This is a genomic window from Pseudolactococcus laudensis (assembly GCF_013449735.1).
Taxonomy (GTDB): domain Bacteria; phylum Bacillota; class Bacilli; order Lactobacillales; family Streptococcaceae; genus Pseudolactococcus; species Pseudolactococcus laudensis.
The window spans coordinates 74,359-91,416 of sequence record NZ_JACBNY010000003.1; the positions used below are offsets into that span (position 1 = coordinate 74,359).

Annotated in this window: 17 protein-coding genes; all 17 read left to right on the top strand. The window is 39.6% G+C overall.

Features of this window, described 5'->3' with window-relative positions; all coding sequences use genetic code 11:
- Positions 1 to 2 precede the first annotated feature (2 nt).
- The 17 genes from alr to HZR21_RS03105 all read left to right on the top strand — a co-directional run bounded on the left by alr (position 3) and on the right by HZR21_RS03105 (position 16,959).
- Positions 3 to 1,118, top strand: coding sequence for an alanine racemase (gene alr / locus HZR21_RS03025; protein ID WP_180746274.1), 1,116 nt, complete (start codon positions 3 to 5; stop codon positions 1,116 to 1,118).
- Positions 1,111 to 1,458: a type II toxin-antitoxin system PemK/MazF family toxin gene (locus HZR21_RS03030; RefSeq protein ID WP_031365832.1), complete on the top strand. Its 348-nt coding sequence runs from the start codon at positions 1,111 to 1,113 to the stop codon at positions 1,456 to 1,458. The genes alr and HZR21_RS03030 overlap by 8 nt, the downstream gene beginning before the upstream one ends.
- A gap of 168 nt (positions 1,459 to 1,626) precedes the next feature.
- On the top strand, positions 1,627 to 2,049 hold the full coding sequence (spx, locus tag HZR21_RS03035) for a transcriptional regulator Spx (protein WP_180746276.1): 423 nt from the start codon (positions 1,627 to 1,629) through the stop codon (positions 2,047 to 2,049).
- 163 nt (positions 2,050 to 2,212) lie between these two features.
- The gene (locus HZR21_RS03040; RefSeq protein ID WP_180746277.1) at positions 2,213 to 3,061 is read left to right on the top strand and encodes a bifunctional methylenetetrahydrofolate dehydrogenase/methenyltetrahydrofolate cyclohydrolase; all 849 of its coding nucleotides are present in this window, start codon (positions 2,213 to 2,215) and stop codon (positions 3,059 to 3,061) included.
- Positions 3,062 to 3,112: 51 nt separating this feature from the next.
- Positions 3,113 to 4,441 (top strand): exodeoxyribonuclease VII large subunit, encoded by a 1,329-nt coding sequence (gene xseA / locus HZR21_RS03045; protein ID WP_180746279.1) that lies wholly within the window; start codon positions 3,113 to 3,115, stop codon positions 4,439 to 4,441.
- Positions 4,434 to 4,652: an exodeoxyribonuclease VII small subunit gene (locus HZR21_RS03050; RefSeq protein ID WP_180746281.1), complete on the top strand. Its 219-nt coding sequence runs from the start codon at positions 4,434 to 4,436 to the stop codon at positions 4,650 to 4,652. The genes xseA and HZR21_RS03050 overlap by 8 nt, the downstream gene beginning before the upstream one ends.
- Entirely contained in the window at positions 4,642 to 5,514 is an 873-nt protein-coding gene (locus HZR21_RS03055) for a polyprenyl synthetase family protein (protein ID WP_246307790.1), read from the top strand. The genes HZR21_RS03050 and HZR21_RS03055 overlap by 11 nt, the downstream gene beginning before the upstream one ends.
- Positions 5,507 to 6,328, top strand: coding sequence for a TlyA family RNA methyltransferase (locus tag HZR21_RS03060; protein ID WP_180746283.1), 822 nt, complete (start codon positions 5,507 to 5,509; stop codon positions 6,326 to 6,328). Before HZR21_RS03055 ends, HZR21_RS03060 begins: the two co-directional genes overlap by 8 nt.
- A complete protein-coding gene (locus tag HZR21_RS03065) occupies positions 6,315 to 6,749 on the top strand; it encodes an arginine repressor (RefSeq protein WP_180746285.1) in 435 nt (144 codons plus the stop codon). Before HZR21_RS03060 ends, HZR21_RS03065 begins: the two co-directional genes overlap by 14 nt.
- A gap of 45 nt (positions 6,750 to 6,794) precedes the next feature.
- On the top strand, positions 6,795 to 8,465 hold the full coding sequence (gene recN, locus HZR21_RS03070; protein WP_180746287.1) for a DNA repair protein RecN: 1,671 nt from the start codon (positions 6,795 to 6,797) through the stop codon (positions 8,463 to 8,465).
- A 4-nt stretch (positions 8,466 to 8,469) separates the two neighbouring features.
- A complete protein-coding gene (gene proB / locus HZR21_RS03075) occupies positions 8,470 to 9,270 on the top strand; it encodes a glutamate 5-kinase (RefSeq protein WP_180746289.1) in 801 nt (266 codons plus the stop codon).
- Positions 9,260 to 10,477, top strand: a complete 1,218-nt coding sequence (locus HZR21_RS03080) for a peptidoglycan bridge formation glycyltransferase FemA/FemB family protein (protein WP_180746291.1) — start codon at positions 9,260 to 9,262, stop codon at positions 10,475 to 10,477. Before proB ends, HZR21_RS03080 begins: the two co-directional genes overlap by 11 nt.
- A 14-nt stretch (positions 10,478 to 10,491) precedes the next feature.
- Complete coding sequence (locus tag HZR21_RS03085; protein WP_374940014.1) at positions 10,492 to 11,706, top strand: peptidoglycan bridge formation glycyltransferase FemA/FemB family protein; 1,215 nt, start codon at positions 10,492 to 10,494, stop codon at positions 11,704 to 11,706.
- 14 nt (positions 11,707 to 11,720) lie between these two features.
- Complete coding sequence (locus HZR21_RS03090; protein ID WP_180746295.1) at positions 11,721 to 12,962, top strand: glutamate-5-semialdehyde dehydrogenase; 1,242 nt, start codon at positions 11,721 to 11,723, stop codon at positions 12,960 to 12,962.
- A 233-nt stretch (positions 12,963 to 13,195) separates the two neighbouring features.
- Entirely contained in the window at positions 13,196 to 14,143 is a 948-nt protein-coding gene (rsmH, locus tag HZR21_RS03095) for a 16S rRNA (cytosine(1402)-N(4))-methyltransferase RsmH (protein WP_180746297.1), read from the top strand.
- Positions 14,144 to 14,271: 128 nt separating this feature from the next.
- Positions 14,272 to 14,652, top strand: a complete 381-nt coding sequence (locus HZR21_RS03100) for a septum formation initiator family protein (RefSeq protein ID WP_180746299.1) — start codon at positions 14,272 to 14,274, stop codon at positions 14,650 to 14,652.
- A 12-nt stretch (positions 14,653 to 14,664) separates the two neighbouring features.
- On the top strand, positions 14,665 to 16,959 hold the full coding sequence (locus tag HZR21_RS03105; RefSeq protein ID WP_180746301.1) for a penicillin-binding transpeptidase domain-containing protein: 2,295 nt from the start codon (positions 14,665 to 14,667) through the stop codon (positions 16,957 to 16,959).
- Positions 16,960 to 17,058: the final 99 nt, after the last annotated feature.

The following is a 17,058-nucleotide window of genomic DNA, read 5'->3' on the forward strand; positions in this document are numbered from 1 at the left end:
AAATGAAACCAAGTACACATCGGCCAACGCAAGCAATCATTAATCTTGCAGCGATTCAGGCTAATATAGAGAACTTCAAGAAGTATACAGGCAATCACACCAATATTTGGGCAGTTGTTAAAGCCAATGGTTACGGACATGGTGCCAATGATGTGGCGCAAAGCGCCAATGACTTAGTGTCAGGCTTTTGTGTCTCTAACCTTGATGAGGCAATTGAACTTAGAAGTCATGGCATTGTCAAACCGATTTTAGTCTTGAGTGGCATTGTGCCAGAAGACATCCATATTGCTGTTAACTTACGTATTGCTGTAACTGTTCCTTCATTGGATTGGCTTAAACTCGTCGTACAACATCTTGAAGATGTCGAAACTGAGCATTTGAAATACCATATCAAGGTAGATTCTGGTATGGGAAGGATTGGTGTGACGACAGCTCGAGAAGCAAATGAGATTATTGCACTAGCAGACCAGTCCGGCATGGTATTTGATGGTATCTTTACACATTTTGCCACAGCAGATGAAGTTGCACAAGAAAAATTTGAGTCACAATGGACGAAATTTGAATCGATTGTATCAGATTTAAGTCGTCGCCCACAGTATGTTCACTCTAGTAATTCGGCTGCTGGTATTTGGCATAAGGAAACAATTCAAGATATTGAACGCTTAGGAGATGCTATGTATGGCTTAAATCCAAGTGGTCAAACGCTTGAAATGACTTATGAAATAACGCCAGCGCTTGAGTTAAAATCAGAATTGACACATATCAAGACCATTGAAAAAGGGGCGACGGTTGGTTATGGTGCGGCATTCGTCGCAGAAAAACCAACAATTGTAGGTACCGTACCAATTGGTTATGCGGATGGTTGGACGCGTGATATGACTGGGTTCTACGTTTTAGTCAATGGAAAAAAATGTCCGATTATCGGTCGGATTTCTATGGACCAGATGACAATTGCTTTAAATGAAACATTACCAATTGGAACAAAAGTAACTTTGATTGGACAAGATGGAGATGAAAAAATAACAGTAGACGATATTGCAGTACATCGTGGGACTATTAATTATGAAGTTGTTTGTTTGTTAAGTGATAGGATAAAACGGATATATATAAATGGGTAGAGAAATATTAAGGGGAGATGTCTTTTTTGCCGATTTGTCACCAGTGACAGGAAGTGAACAAGGGGGAGTTAGGCCTGTTTTGGTGATTCAAAACGATGCAGGTAATACTTTTGCACCAACGACAATCGTTGCGGCTATTACAGCGAAAAAGACAAAAAGAGCTTTACCGACTCATGTTGCGATTTGTAAAGAGGCGGCAGGAGTTGGCTCAGATTCAGTTATACTGTGTGAGCAAATGAGAACAATTGATAAGTGCCGTTTACGAGAAAAAACGGGACATCTCAGTAGTGAGATTATGGCACAGGTCGATGTTGCAATCAAAAAAAGCTTATCTTGCTAAAAGATAAGCTTTTTTGTTATATAATTGTAACAAAAAATAACATTAAAATATAGTTAAAACCATTTAGAAAAGCATTTAGTTACGATATAATAATTTTATAAACGAATTAAATAACAAATTTGTTTAAGTTTTCGTAATTTTTTAATATTATTTAAAGATAAGAGGGTTATGATTAAAATATACACAGTTGCCCACAGTTCGTCTTGTGATAAGGCTAAAGCGTGGTTGAACGAACACAATTTAGAATATGAAGAAATTAATTTGATGAAAGCAGAGCTGACAGATGAAGAAATTCTGCACCTCCTAACATTAACTGAGAACGGAACTGAAGAGATTATCTCTAAACGTGGTAAGGCTTATAAAAAATTAAATGTTGATTTGGAAGATTTATCCATGAGTCGCTTGATTGAAGTGATTGAAAAAAATAGAAGCTTATTGAGACGACCATTAATCGTTGATGAAAAAAGACTTCAAGTTGGCTATAATGAAGATGACATCAGAAAATTTTTACCACGTTCTGTTCGAAAGATTGCCTTTCAAACAGCAGAAAGTAGCATAAAGCGTGACTTGCTGTTGCAAGGCATCATTTGAACTGACACATAGTAATACCGAACATTTTACATATTCAGCACCAAAAACAGCAGAGAAACAGCGGTAAATTCGCTGTTTTTTTGTTAAAATAGTGTCATACCTCGTTTTTTTGCTAACAATAAAAGTGATAACGCTAAGGTAAAAAAGAAAGACGGAGAACAACATGACCTTAATTGACGGCAAAGCATTAGCCGATAAAATGGCAATTGAATTGAAAACAAAAGTTGATGACTTAAAGTCTGCCGGTGTCACACCAGGTCTGGTCGTGATTTTAGTTGGCGAAAACCCAGCAAGTCAAGTCTATGTCAGAAATAAAGAGCGTCGCGCCTCTGCAGCAGGCTTTCATTCGGAAGTCATTCGTTTGCCAGAAGAAACGACAGAAATAGCACTACTCAACTTGATTGCACAACTCAATCAAGACGATAGATGGCATGGCATACTAGTGCAACTCCCCTTGCCAGCACATATTTCCGAAGAAAAAATCCTACTCGCTATTGACCCAGATAAGGACGTTGACGGTTTTCACCCAACCAACATGGGACGCCTCTGGTCAGGTAATCCTGTCATGATCCCCTCAACACCAGCGGGCATCATGGTCATGCTAGAGACTTATGGTGTTGAGGTGGCAGGCAAGAACGCGTTAGTGATTGGACGCTCTAATATTGTAGGGAAACCAATGGCACAGATGTTGCTAGACAGACACGCAACGGTTACAATCGCCCACTCGAGAACAAAAAATCTACCAACAATAGCCAAACAAGCGGATATTTTAGTGGTAGCAATTGGGCGTGGCAATTTTGTCACGGCAGATTTCGTCAAACCAGGAGCTGTTGTCATCGACGTCGGTATGAACCGAGATGAAAATGGCAAGTTAATCGGTGACGTCAAATTTGATGAGGTTGAACCAATTGCTAGCCTCATTACACCAGTACCAGGTGGTGTTGGCCCAATGACAATCACCATGTTAATGGAGCAAACCTATGAGGCAGCCAAACGGACTTTGGACAAATAAGCACTAAATTCAGACGGGGAAAATTTCCCGTTTTTTTGGTACAATAGTATCATGACAGAATATTTGAGTGTGTCAACATTAACTAAATATTTAAAGACTAAATTTGACCGTGACCCTTATTTGGAGCGGGTTTTTCTGACGGGCGAAATTTCCAATTTTAGACGCCGTCCCAAACACCAATACTTTGCAATCAAGGATGAGAAATCCGTGATTCAAGCGACCATGTGGGCGGGCGCTTTCTCTAAGCTCAACTTTGAACTAGAAGAAGGCATGAAAGTCAACCTTGTTGGCCGCGTGCAGCTCTATGAACCGGGTGGCTCTTACTCGATTATCATCGAAAAAATGATGCCTGACGGTATTGGCGCCCTTGCGGTTCAGCTCGAGCAACTCAAGAAAAAATTATCCGCCGAAGGTCTCTTCAATCCTGACTTCAAGCAAGCTATCCCAGCCTTTTCGCGAAAAATCGGTGTCGTTACAAGCCCTAGTGGTGCAGTCATTCGTGACATTATTACTACCGTCAATCGCCGCTTTCCGATGACAGAAATCTTGTTATTTCCTGCTAAAGTACAGGGCAATGGTGCAGCCGAAGAAGTTGCCAGTCGCATACGCGAAGCCAATGAACGTTTAGACTTGGATGTCCTAATCATCGGTCGAGGTGGTGGGTCAATTGAGGACCTATGGGCTTTTAATGAAGAAATCGTTGTACGTGCGATTTTTGAATCAAGAATTCCAGTCATTTCCTCAGTTGGACATGAAACGGATACGACATTAGCGGATTATGTTGCGGATAGACGGGCTGCAACTCCTACCGCCGCAGCAGAGCTTGCAACACCAAACACGAAATTAGATATTTTACAGTATTTGACAAACAGTGAAATGCGACTTAGCACCAGTGTACAACGCAGTGTCAATCAAGGACAAGAAAGTCTCATTAGACTTCAAAATTCAGTGATTTTTCGGCAGCCTGAACGTTTATATGATGGTTATCTGCAAAAATTAGACCAGTTAACAAGTACATTAACCCAGAACTTACAACAGCATTATCAAAAAAAACAGCAAGCCCAAGCACTTTTGACAAGCCGCTTGACAAGTTTACGATTGTCGCAAAAAATCACAGAATCCAGTCGATATTTAGACCGTGAAATAGCGAGTTTAAAAATTAATTTTACTAACTTTTTTGAGCAACAAAAAACACGAGCAGAAAAAGCTTATGATAGTTTGAGCTTGATTGACCCAGAAAAAATTGTCAAACGCGGTTTTGCAATTGCAAGAACGGCAGAACAAAAAGTAGTTAAGTCTACTCAAGATGTTAAAATAGGTGATTATCTAAGCTTAGAGGTTTCAGATGGTCAGATAAATGTAGAGGTGAAAAATGGTTAAAGCAGTAACTTTTGAAGAAAATTTAGCAGCATTAGAAGATATCGTCAAGCGCTTAGAAAATGGTGATGTTCCTTTGGAAGAGGCAATCGCGGAATTTCAAAAAGGCATGAAGTTATCTAAAGCCCTACAAAAAACCTTGAAAGATGCTGAGGCAACCTTGGTAAAAGTGATGGCAGATGACGGGACAGAGCAAGTATTCGATGGACAATAAAGCACTTTTGACAGCATTGACAAGTATTTTTGATGACTTTTATGATGCGGATGATTTAGTAGCCCACCTGACGCAGAGTATTCAATACTCGATTCAAGCAGGTGGCAAGCGGATTCGACCCTTGTTTCTACTTGAAACCTTGCAGGCCTTTGGCGTGAGCATCACGACAGAACATCTCAAAGTAGCTGGTGCTGTGGAGCTGATCCATACTAGTTCGCTCATTCACGATGACTTACCGGCCATGGATAATGACGATTTTCGTCGTGGCAAACCGACCAATCACAAAGTTTTCGGAGAGGCACAGGCGATTTTGGCAGGAGATGCCCTCTTACTTGACCCCTATCTTTTACTGGCAAATGCCGACCTACCTTCAGGAGTCGTTGTTGCATTAGTAAAAGAATTAGCGCTAGCCTCAGGCAGTCACGGGATGGTTGCAGGTCAAGTCTTGGATATGGATGGAGAGACGCAAGCCCTCACTTTTGAGGAGCTGAAACAAATTCATGCTCTGAAAACAGGTAAAATGCTAACGTTTCCTTTCGTTGCCGCAGGCCTTATCGCGCAGCAGTCAGATGAAGTCATCTTATCACTCCGCAATCTAGGGGAAAAAGTCGGTCAAGCCTTCCAAATCCGAGATGACATTTTAGATGTCACTGCAACATTTGACCAAATCGGGAAAACACCTGGTAAAGATGAAGTTGCAGATAAGTCGACCTATGTTAAATTATTAGGTTTAGCAGGTGCCAAGGCAGAATTGTCAGCCAATCTGGCGGCAGCTGAAAGTATTTTGGCGGAGCTTTCGCACACAACGCAGCTAGTACCTGACAACATTTTGAAACAAATTGAAAGATTAAAAATTGACTAAAGAACGAGTAGATGTCCTAGCCTATAATCAAGGACTATTTGACACACGCGAACAGGCAAAACGTGGTGTCATGGCAGGTATTGTCATCAATGCCCTCAACGGAGAGCGCTTTGATAAGCCAGGTGAGAAAGTTTCCGATGATTTAGAGTTGATGATTAAGGGTGAAAAGTTACCTTATGTCAGCCGAGGTGGTTTGAAACTGGCGAGAGCGCTTGACATATTTAAAATTTCGGTTTTAGATCAAACTGCTATTGATATTGGTTCATCAACAGGTGGTTTTACTGATGTTATGTTACAAAACGGGGCTAAGTTAGTCTATGCTGTTGATGTTGGAACGAATCAGCTAGCCTGGAAAATTCGACAAGACGACCGTGTTGTTGTCATGGAGCAGTTTAATTTTCGCTATGCCAAACCAGAGGACTTTAACCATGACTTGCCGACTTTTGCATCAATTGATGTTTCTTTTATCAGTCTGGCTTTGATTTTACCAGCTTTATTCGATATTTTACTTGAAGGTGGTCATGTTGTCGCGTTGATTAAGCCACAATTTGAGGCAGGGCGTGAACAAATCGGTAAAAATGGCATTATTAAAGATGCCAAAATTCATGAAACAGTGATTGAAACGGTTGTCAATATGGCAAATGGTCTAGGCTTTTCGACTATTGGCTTGACGAGTTCACCTATAAAAGGTGGTCATGGCAATATTGAATTTCTATTGCATTTGACAAAAAATGCAGAAGTGATCGATCAAGTGACGCCACAGATTAAAACGGTTGTTGCAGATGCACATGGAGAATTAGATGAAAAAAAGTGAACGGATTGATTTAATCAAAAAAATATTGGTTGAGCAAGACATCATGACACAAGATGACTTAGTAAACGCCCTTTTAGATTTAAATATTGAAGTCACACAGGCTACTGTTTCACGTGATATGCGAGAACTGCGTTTGGTAAAAGTACCGGCTAAAACTGGTGGTTATCTTTATGCCTTGCCTGAAAGCAATCGGCTCAATACAGATGCAGAGTTTTTTAAATCAGTTGTTGAAGAAATAAAAAAACAGGGTAATCAATTGGCGATTAGAACAAGTCCAGGGTCAGCTATGCTACTTAAACATCGCTTGTTGACACGCTTTGAACCGTTGATTTTTACAGTGCTGTCAGATGATGATACGATTTTATTAATCGCCACTACGGATGCAACTGCTGAAAAAATCTACACAAGTTTATCAAATTGATGGTGTGATAAAGGAAAGCCTTGGCACCTTGATGGAGGGAAATTGATGTTACAAGAAATATCTATCAAAAATTTTGCCATTATCGATACAATTGCCATGCAGTTCGACCAAGGCATGTCGATTTTGACAGGCGAAACAGGTGCTGGGAAATCGATTATTATTGATGCCATGAACCTGTTATTAGGCTCGCGGGCACAGACGTCATTTGTCCGACATGGTGCTGATAAAGCGGAAATAGAAGGTTTATTTTTCTATCAGCAAGATAACCCTGAAATTGCCCAGCAACTTGAGAAACTTGGCTTTGAGAATACAGGCGAGCTGATTTTACGTCGGGAGATTTTTGCCAATGGTAGGTCTTCTTGTCGGATTAATGGTGTTTTAACACCTTTGTCAAATCTTCAAGCGATTAGTAGCTTTTTGGTTGATATTCATGGTCAACATGACCACCAGGAGCTGATGAGTCCTACTCATCATTTAGCGATGCTAGATGAGTTTGGTGATAAAAAATTCTTAAAAATCAAACAAGACTATGCGCAGAAGTTTTCAGATTATAAAACATTACGCCAAAAATTGCTCACACTTAAAAAAAATCAAGCTGAATTTGCGCAACGTATTGATATTTTGAGGTTTCAAATTGATGAAATCACCTCAGCAGAGATTGATATCAAAACAGACGAGGATATCTACCAGAGACGCGAGCAACTCACGCATGCTAACCACATTGCAGAACACTTGAATGCAGCTTTATATTCATTAGATGATGATGCGTCAGATTATTCAAGTCTTTCTATGGTAAGAAATGCTATGAATGAGCTGGAGTCAGCGAGTCAGTTTGATGCCCCAAGTTATGCCAAATTGTCTGAAAAAATTGCAGATGCCTACTATCTATTAGAAGATGCTGCGGCAGATTTAGAAAAGCGAATTGACGATTTGGAATTCAATCCGTCAGAGTTGGCTATGATTGAAGACCGAATTTCTGTTTTGACAACCCTCAAGAAAAAATACGGTCCTGAATTAACAGACGTACTAGCTTATTTAGCAAATTGTCAAAAGGAACTAGACGCACTAACTGGGGATGAGAATTCTTCAGAAAATCTGGAAACATCATTTAAAGCGGCTGAAAAATCACTATTAATCAGTGCACAGGCCCTTTCAGATGCCAGAGCAACCATTGCTGAAAGACTTGCTAAAGATGTCAAAGGCGAATTGGCAGATCTCTACATGGCTAAGGCAGATTTTAAAGTTCAGTTTGAGCCTGCGAAGTTTTCAGTAAATGGTAATCAGCACGTCGAGTTTTTCATTCAAACTAATCCGGGTGAAGGTTTCAAGCCTCTTGCTAAGACAGCATCGGGTGGGGAAATGAGTCGGATTATGCTTGCGATTAAGTCAAGTTTTGCTAGACGTGAAAATAAAACAGCGATTGTTTTTGATGAAGTTGATACTGGTGTTTCAGGACGTGTCGCCCAAGCGATCGCTAATAAAATATATAAAATTTCTCAAAGTGGTCAGGTCTTGTGTATCTCGCATTTACCGCAAGTTGTTGCGATTGCGGATACCCAATACCATATAGAGAAAATTCAATTGACTGATAGTACCACATCAACAGTTAGAAAATTAACATTTGAAGAACGGGAAATCGAAATTGCTAAAATGCTTGCTGGCGATGATTTAACACCTGAAGCATTAGCACAAGCCAAAAAATTACTGGAAAAATAAGAAGATGAATCGAGAAAAACTAAAAACTGCTAAAAGAATCGTTGTTAAAATTGGGACCTCAAGTCTGATTTTGTCAAATGGTCAAATCAATTTAAAAAATATGGATGACTTGGCTTTTACCCTGTCAAGTTTGAGGCACGAAGGCTATGACATTATTTTGGTGACATCTGGTGCCATTGGTGTTGGCTTAAATGTCTTAGGTCTAGATAAACGACCCTCAGAAATTGCACAACAGCAAGCTTTGGCATCAATTGGGCAGGTTGAGTTAATGAGTCTTTACAATCATATTTTTGCACGCTACCAACAAAAAGTGTCGCAGCTTTTGTTGACCAATGATGTGATTGAGTATCCTGAGAGTCATCAAAATGCGTCTATGTCTCTACAAGCGATTTTAAGTCTCGGTATTATTCCAATTATTAATGAAAATGATGCAGTCAGTGTCGATGAGATGGATCATAAGACGAAATTTGGTGATAATGATAGATTAGGTGCCATTGTGACGAACTTGGCTGATGCAGATTTGTTAATCATGCTGTCTGATATTGATGGTCTATATGACAAAAATCCCAATATTTTTGACGATGCCAAACTCATTGACACTGTCTCTGAAATTACAGACGAGTTGATGAAAGTAGCAGGTGGTGCTGGTAGTCGTTTTGGTACAGGTGGCATGACTAGCAAATTAGAGGCAGCCAAGCTGATTTTTGATAATGATAAACAAATGGTGTTGACGAATGGTGCTCGAATTCGTGAGATTCGGGATATCATTGCCGGCAAAAAGAAGGGGACATATTTTGGACAGTAGTCAATTTACAGTCATCACAGCAGCCAAATTTGCGGATTTTGTGGCGACACGTGATGACATTCATTTCCAACAAACTAAGGCATTTGGTGATTTACAAGCTGCTTTAGGACATCAGCCATTTTATTTGGCAGTAAAAACAGACCAAACAATCGTGGCTGCTATGCTTGTGACACTTGCAAAAGTTAGGTTTGGGTATTTGGCAGAGGCACATGGTAATCCTTACTTTTCAACAGTAGCAAACGATAATCAAGTGCTCATTTCAGGTGCCAAAGCTTTACTTAAAAAGCAAGGTGTCTTGAAACTCATCATCCATTCTAATCAGATGATTGAAAAGTATGATGATAACTGGGAAAAAATAGGTGAGTTTAACCAAGGGTTAGATGCTTTTTATCAAGATTTAGGCTTTTCACAAGGTCATTTGAGCGATTTTGAAAAAGGCTTTAACTACAATTATAGTAAAGCCTTGACGGGTTTTGAAAATTTTGCTAAACTTGAAAAATCATATAAAAAAAATGGTCTTCAAACAATTAAAAAGGCGCGTAAACTAGGCATTCAAGTCTATGAGGCGAGCTATGATGAATTGGCTGATTTTAAAAAAGTAGTCGATGAAGCAGGGGAGCGTAGGAATTTCTCAACTCGAGAATTGTCTTACTATCAGGCTGTCTATCGCGCTTTTGGTGAACGTGTTAAGTTTGTCTTGGCTAAGCTTAATTTCCAAAAGGAATTGGTAGCGAATCAGTTGGAGCTGGTTGGTATTTATCAGGAAATCGAGCAGGCTGAGGCACAAAATAAGAAAAAAAGTCTTGATACACTTCATCAGAGAGCATCACGACTTGAAAAATTCCAAGCGGAACTTCAAAAGTTGGCGGAGATGCATGGCGACCAAGATGTTATCTTAGCTGCGTCACAATTCTTTATCATGCCCAATGATATCCTCTATATGTTTAGTGGGATGTATGATGCGTATAGAGAATTTTCTGCCCCTTTCTTGATTCAAGATTACATGTTACAATTTGCTTTTGAGCATCACATTGAGCACTACCATTTTATGGGAGTCAATGCGCCTGATAATCCAGATCAGGGTGTTTTGAAATTCAAACAAAACTTTAAGGGCTACATTTGGCAGTCCTCAGGTAACTATGAGTTAGTTGTAAAACCAATCTTAAACAAGATGACAGAAATTTTAAAAGCTGTCATAAAACGTTAGAAAGCAGTCGTCATATCATGAAATTTAATACAGCAGTCGATGCGAAAGCACACGATGAATTTGTTAAACAAAGCCCACTCAATCATTTATTACAATCCAGCACATGGGCTGAAGTCAAAGATAATTGGGCATCTCAAATTGTTGGGGTGACAGATGATGCTGGAAATCTCATTGCAACTTCTCTGGTCTTGATTAAAAAATTACCACTTGGCTTTACCATGTTTTACACACCACGTGGGCCAATCATGGATTATGAAAATGCTGAGTTGGTGTCTTTCTTTTTCGACCAATTGAAGAGAATGGCTAAAAAGCAGAGAGCACTATTTATAAAAATAGATCCTGCAATCCTTTACAGGACATCAAAGTTTGGTCAAAAAGAAGCCACCGACATTTTCCCAGAGGCTGTCACAATGTTGGAAAATATTAAAGCAGCTGGTGCTGAACATCTTGGCTTTAATCAAGTTATGAGTGAGACGATTCAACCACGTTATCAAGCCAATGAGCCGTTGGTCAGCGACATGACGACGATTTATCCAAAACACGCTAAGCGGATTATGAAAGATGCGATTAACCGTGGTGTGACTGGTCGTCGTGTAGGTATGGACAGTTTAGATGAGTTTAGTACGGTTGTCAGTATGACTGAGAGTCGTAAGGGTGTAGCGCTTAGAAATCGCGATTACTTTGAGCAGCTTATGACCTTGTATGGAGAGGATGCTTACTTGCATTTGGCAGAAGTCAATCTCAAAGAAAAGTATGCTGAGTTGCAGGCGCAACTAGCACAGATTGAAAAAGATATTGCTGAAACGCCAGAAAATCAGAAAAAACGTTTCAATCGATTGAATGATCAAAAAAGATCGGTCGAAAAATACCTGAAAGAGTTTGCAGACTATGATACAGCGTCTGATGCCTCAACTGTCATTGCGGGGATTTTGTCTATTAAATTCGGAGATACGATGGAGATGCTTTATGCTGGGATGAATGATGCTTTTAAAAAATTCTATCCGCAATATCTTTTGTATCCACAAGCTTTTGATGATGCCTTTGCTGCTGGTGCCAAATGGGCAAATATGGGTGGTGTAGAAGGCGATCTCAATGATGGTCTATCTAAATTCAAGAGTAATTTTAACCCCGATATTCAAGAGTTGGTTGGTGAATTTAATATCCCAGTCAATGGTTTGCTCTATTCTTTAAGTAATCTTGCCTACAAATTCCGTAAAAAAATGAAATAAAGTGAGGAAAACAGATGATTGAGACGCTTGGTAAACATGCTAAAACCGCTGCCTTCGAGTTGGCAAAATATGCTACTCTTGAAAAAAATCAATTTCTCCAACAACTAGCGCAAGTCCTTGTTGACAATACCGATAGCATCATCGCTGAAAATGCCAAAGATTTAGCCCTTGCAGAGGCTAATGGGATTAATCGGATTATGTTGGATCGCCTTCGTTTGACGCCGGAGCGAATCGTTGACATCGCTGAAGGTGTTCGCCAAGTGGCTGCATTGCCTGATCCAGTAGGGCAAGTGATTAACGGCTATACCAATATTGATGGTTTAAGAATCCTTCAAAAACGAGTACCTTTAGGTGTCGTTGGGATGATTTTTGAAAGTCGTCCAAATGTTGGAGTAGACGCTTTTGCCCTATGTTTCAAAACAAATAATGCGGTTATCTTGCGCGGTGGCAAAGATGCTATTCACTCTAACCAGGCGCTCGTTCAAGTCATCAAAACGGCATTAACAGCTGCAGGTATCACGGAACATGCGGTAGGACTCGTGACGGACACAAGCCATGAAGTAGCAAGAGAAATGATGCAGGCTACTCAATATTTGGATGTACTGATTCCACGAGGTGGTGCAGGACTTATCAAGACAGTCAAGGAACAATCTCGCGTCCCAATTATTGAGACTGGAACTGGTAATGTCAGTATATATGTTGATGAATTTGCTAATTTAGATATGGCAACAAAAATTGTCATCAACGCTAAAACGCAACGACCAAGTGTCTGTAATGCAGCTGAAAGTTTGGTTGTCCATGAAAAAATTGCAGCTGAATTTTTACCAAAACTTCAGGTTGCGATTAATGCGGTACAGGAGATTGACTTTAAAGTTGATGAGTTAGCTGCTACCTTGATGACGGGCGAACCTGCAACGGAAGCGGACTTCGGAACTGAATATTTAGATTACAAGATGTCAGTTAAGGTTGTCTCAAACATTGATCAAGCGATTGCGCATATTAATCGGTACAGTACTAAACATTCAGAGAGTATCATTACTGATAATTTGGTACATGCCGATCAATTCCAAGCACAAATTGACTCAGCTGCGGTTTATGTCAATGCCTCTACAAGGTTTACAGACGGTTTTGTTTTTGGTTTAGGTGCCGAAATTGGCATTTCAACTCAAAAACTACATGCCCGAGGTCCAATGGGACTTGAAGCACTCACGTCTTATAAATATTTAATTAATGGAAATGGTCAAACAAGAGGCTAACGGTTAGGCTGCCATTGACAGAATGTTTTATGGCACTGATAAACACAAATCTGATGAAGTGATTTAGATATTCGTCACGATTTCATGACTAAAATATGACAATTCAGTAAAAATCTAGATATTGCTAGATTTTTTTGGTATAATAAGATTTGTTTAGGAGATGCGTCAATGCGTCAACTGATTTTGAAGTCATAACATCAAAATCAGCTCTAAACACTAGAAAGTGAGTATACATGTCAGACCAGACAACTTTTAAGCATGATACCGTTCTGCTACACGAAACCGTTGATATGCTTGAAGTCAAGCCTGATGGCATCTACATTGACGCCACACTAGGTGGTGCAGGCCATAGCGAGTATTTGCTGAGCCAACTCACTACAGGGCACCTGTATGCTTTTGACCAGGATGAAACTGCCCACCAAAATGCTAAAATAAAACTAAAAACACAGCTTGAAGCTGGACGTGTGACGTTGATTAAAAATAATTTTCAACATCTTAAGGCGGCACTTGCAGAATATGGTGTCACTGAATTTGATGGGATTCTCTATGACTTGGGAGTCTCAAGTCCTCAGTTCGATGACAGTCAACGCGGTTTCTCTTATAAAAAAGAGGCTAGATTAGACATGCGTATGGATCAATCACAGGCATTGACCGCGCACGATGTTGTCAATACTTATGCCTTTAACGATTTGATGCGGATTTTTAGCCGTTATGGTGAAGAAAAATTCTCTAAACAAATTGCGCGTAAAATTGAAAAAGCAAGAGAAATTGCACCAATAGATACGACATTGCAGTTAGCAGATATCATTAAATCTGCTTTACCTCAAAAAGAATTGAAGAAAAAAGGTCATCCGGCTAAACGAATCTTTCAAGCTATTCGCATTGAAGTGAACGATGAACTGGGTGCGGCTGCTGAATCAATTGAAACAGCAATTCATATGCTTAAAAAAGATGGCAGAATATCTGTTATTACTTTCCATTCTTTAGAAGATAAGCTAACAAAGTCACTCTTTAAAGAATATGCAACGGTTGATATCCCTCGGGGGTTACCTATGGTACCTGATGATATGAAACCTCTTTTAACGGTAGTTAACCGTAAACCAATTCTCGCATCTGAGGATGAATTGGCTTATAATAATCGTGCACATTCCGCTAAATTGAGGGTTGCACAAAAAAATTAGTGATATTTTCATCAAGTGTCTGAGAAGATTTTGAGTGGTCTGATATTGGTGAATGACCTATCTTTTTTCAATGAGGTGTAAGCTAAGTTTTAAACGTTCAGACAGATAAATTTTAGAAAGGTAAAATCATGGCAGCTAAACCAAAAGAATATTTTGATATTAAAATCGCCAACCAAAATGGTAGCTATAATATTTCTGCGGATTCAATTGCGCCAGAGCTTTTGACGCGAAAATTTAAAAAACTGTCAAATGTTGAAAAAGTATTTTACCTTTCAGTGATTGTGACAGCGATTGTACTTGCGATTGGCATGGTGTTCGTCAGAACTAAAATTATTGAAGTTGAGCAAAACACTTTGACAATTCAAGCAGAAGTTTCAACAAAAGAAGACCAACTCAAGGCTTATGATCAACAAATCAATGAGTTGATGGGTGATGATAGAGTTATGAAACAAGCAAGAGACAGTGGTCTTAAACAGAATAATGACAATGTGATAAAGGCAACGAAATAAATGATAAATTTTTTGAAAAAACTTGTACTCTTTCCATTTAGAAAAGTAGCAAAAAATGCCGCTAAAACGCATTTAAGCCCACAAGCCAACCGTAAACGGATTGCGCAGGACATCTTGATTCTCGCTATCTTTGTGTTTACGGTTTTTATCGTTAGATTTTCTTGGATTATCGTGACAGATTCTAGTAATGGTGTGAAATTATCCACACGCGCTAAAGCGAATTATTCAGAAACGACGACAATTTATGCGAAACGTGGCACGATTTTTGACCGAAATGGGACACCAATTGCGACGGATTCAAGTGACTATTCTATTTACGTGATCCTTGATACGACTTATGTGTCAGGTGAAGGTAAGAAACTCTATGCTGCACCAAAAGATTTTCCAGTGATTGCACAATTGTTCAAGGAAAAATTAGGCATAGATGAAAAATATACCTTAGAACAACTTCAGCGTAAAGGCGCGAGTCAAGTTGAGTTTGGGACTGCAGGTAAGCACATCTCATTCACGAAAAAAGAAGAAATTGAAAATGCAGCCAAGGAAAAAGGGCTTGCTGGTATTGGCTTTACTTCTCATTTAGCACGTTCTTACCCGAATGGTAATTTTGCATCAAACTTTATCGGACTTGCGGGTCTTAAAGATGGGGATGATGATACTAAAGGACTTGTCGGTCAATTTGGTTTAGAAGCCTCATTAAATGGCATTTTATCAGGTAAAAATGGCGTTGAAACCTTAGAAAAAGACAAAAATGGTCAAGCACTTCAAGGTGTCGCTAAGTCAGTGACACCATCTAAAGATGGTCAAGATGTTTATACGACAATTGAGGGTAATTTACAAGGTTATTTAGAAACCTTGGTTGATACAACCGGTATCAAAGATGCTGGTGCGCAAAATGTTGTGGCTACCCTCGTCAAGGCTAATACGGGTGAAATTTTAGCGACAACGCAACGTCCAACCTTCAATCCAGCTACTCAAACTGTTATTGGTCCTAAAGATGATAAAAAATCTGATAAAGAAAATCTTTTTGGACAGAATAACCTGCTTTATCAAGCGGCCTATGAACCAGGGTCGACCTTTAAACTATTTACTGTGGCGGCTGGGATTGAAACTAAAACTTTTAATCCTAATGCATCCTATGTTTCATCACCTTTAGAAGTCGCAGATACTATAGTTAGTGACTGGGATGTTAAAGATTTTCCTGATGGTCGTGGCATGAACTTTGCTCAAGGATTTGCGCATTCCTCAAACGTAGGGATGTCTAAACTTCAAATTGCTATGGGTGATAAATCTTGGGATGACTACTTGAAACGCTTTAGATTTGGTGTGCCAACCCGTATGGGTGTAGGTGGTGAAAGTTTCGGTAATCTACCTGATGAAAATGTCGTCTCACAAGTCAATTCATCCTTTGGTCAAGGGATTGGTGTGACAGAAGTTCAGATGTTACGGGGATATACCGCCTTCGCAAATGGTGGTAAGATGTTAGAGCCACACTTTATTTCTAAAATTGCGGATATTGATGCAGGCACTGAACGCGTGAGTCAGCCAGAAATTGTAGGGAAACCAATTGAGAAATCAACGGCAGATGATGTACTTAAATATATGGTAAATGTTGGTACAGACCCTACTTTTGGTACAGCCTATGACTGGAAAAATAACCAACCTTATTTCCGTGTAGACGGTAAAGACGTCTCAATCAAGACAGGTACAGCCCAAGTTGCGAAAACGACAGGTGGTTACTATGAGGGAACAACATCTTACCTCTATTCCGCAGTTGCTATGGTACCGTCAGAAAATCCAGATTTCATTTTCTATATGACGGTGACATTACCAGAACATTGGACCCTATCTTATATCTCAGATGTTGCTAATCCATTATTGGAGCGCGCTTATGAGCTAAAATCAACGATTGATGAAACATCAATGGCAACAACAAACAATGAAAATGTTAAAGAAGCCAAAGTCACTTTGAAAGATTATAAAGGTGAAAATCCTGGAAGCACACTGGATCAGTTGCGCCAACAAATCTTACAACCAGTCGTTGTGGGCAGTGGTTCTGTCATTACCAAACAATCAGTTGAGGCAGGGACTAAACTTGGTGCCAATGCCCGTGTCTTATTATTGACAGATGGTGACGTGGATATGCCAGATATCTATGATTGGTCTAAGGAAGATGTTGAAACCTTAGCTAAATGGACTGGTATGACAGTCACTTATAATGGCTCTGAGACTGGAAAAGTAACAGAACAAAGTATTAAGATGAATTCGAGCTTGAAAAAAGGTCAAAAATTAACAGTGACACTTAATTAACTCGTGACAAAAATGGATGCGCTAGAGAGAATGAGTTACCTTCCTTTCAAGCTAACGTTTTTGTTTTGTCAAATTCAAGACAAGCATCATCTATAAATG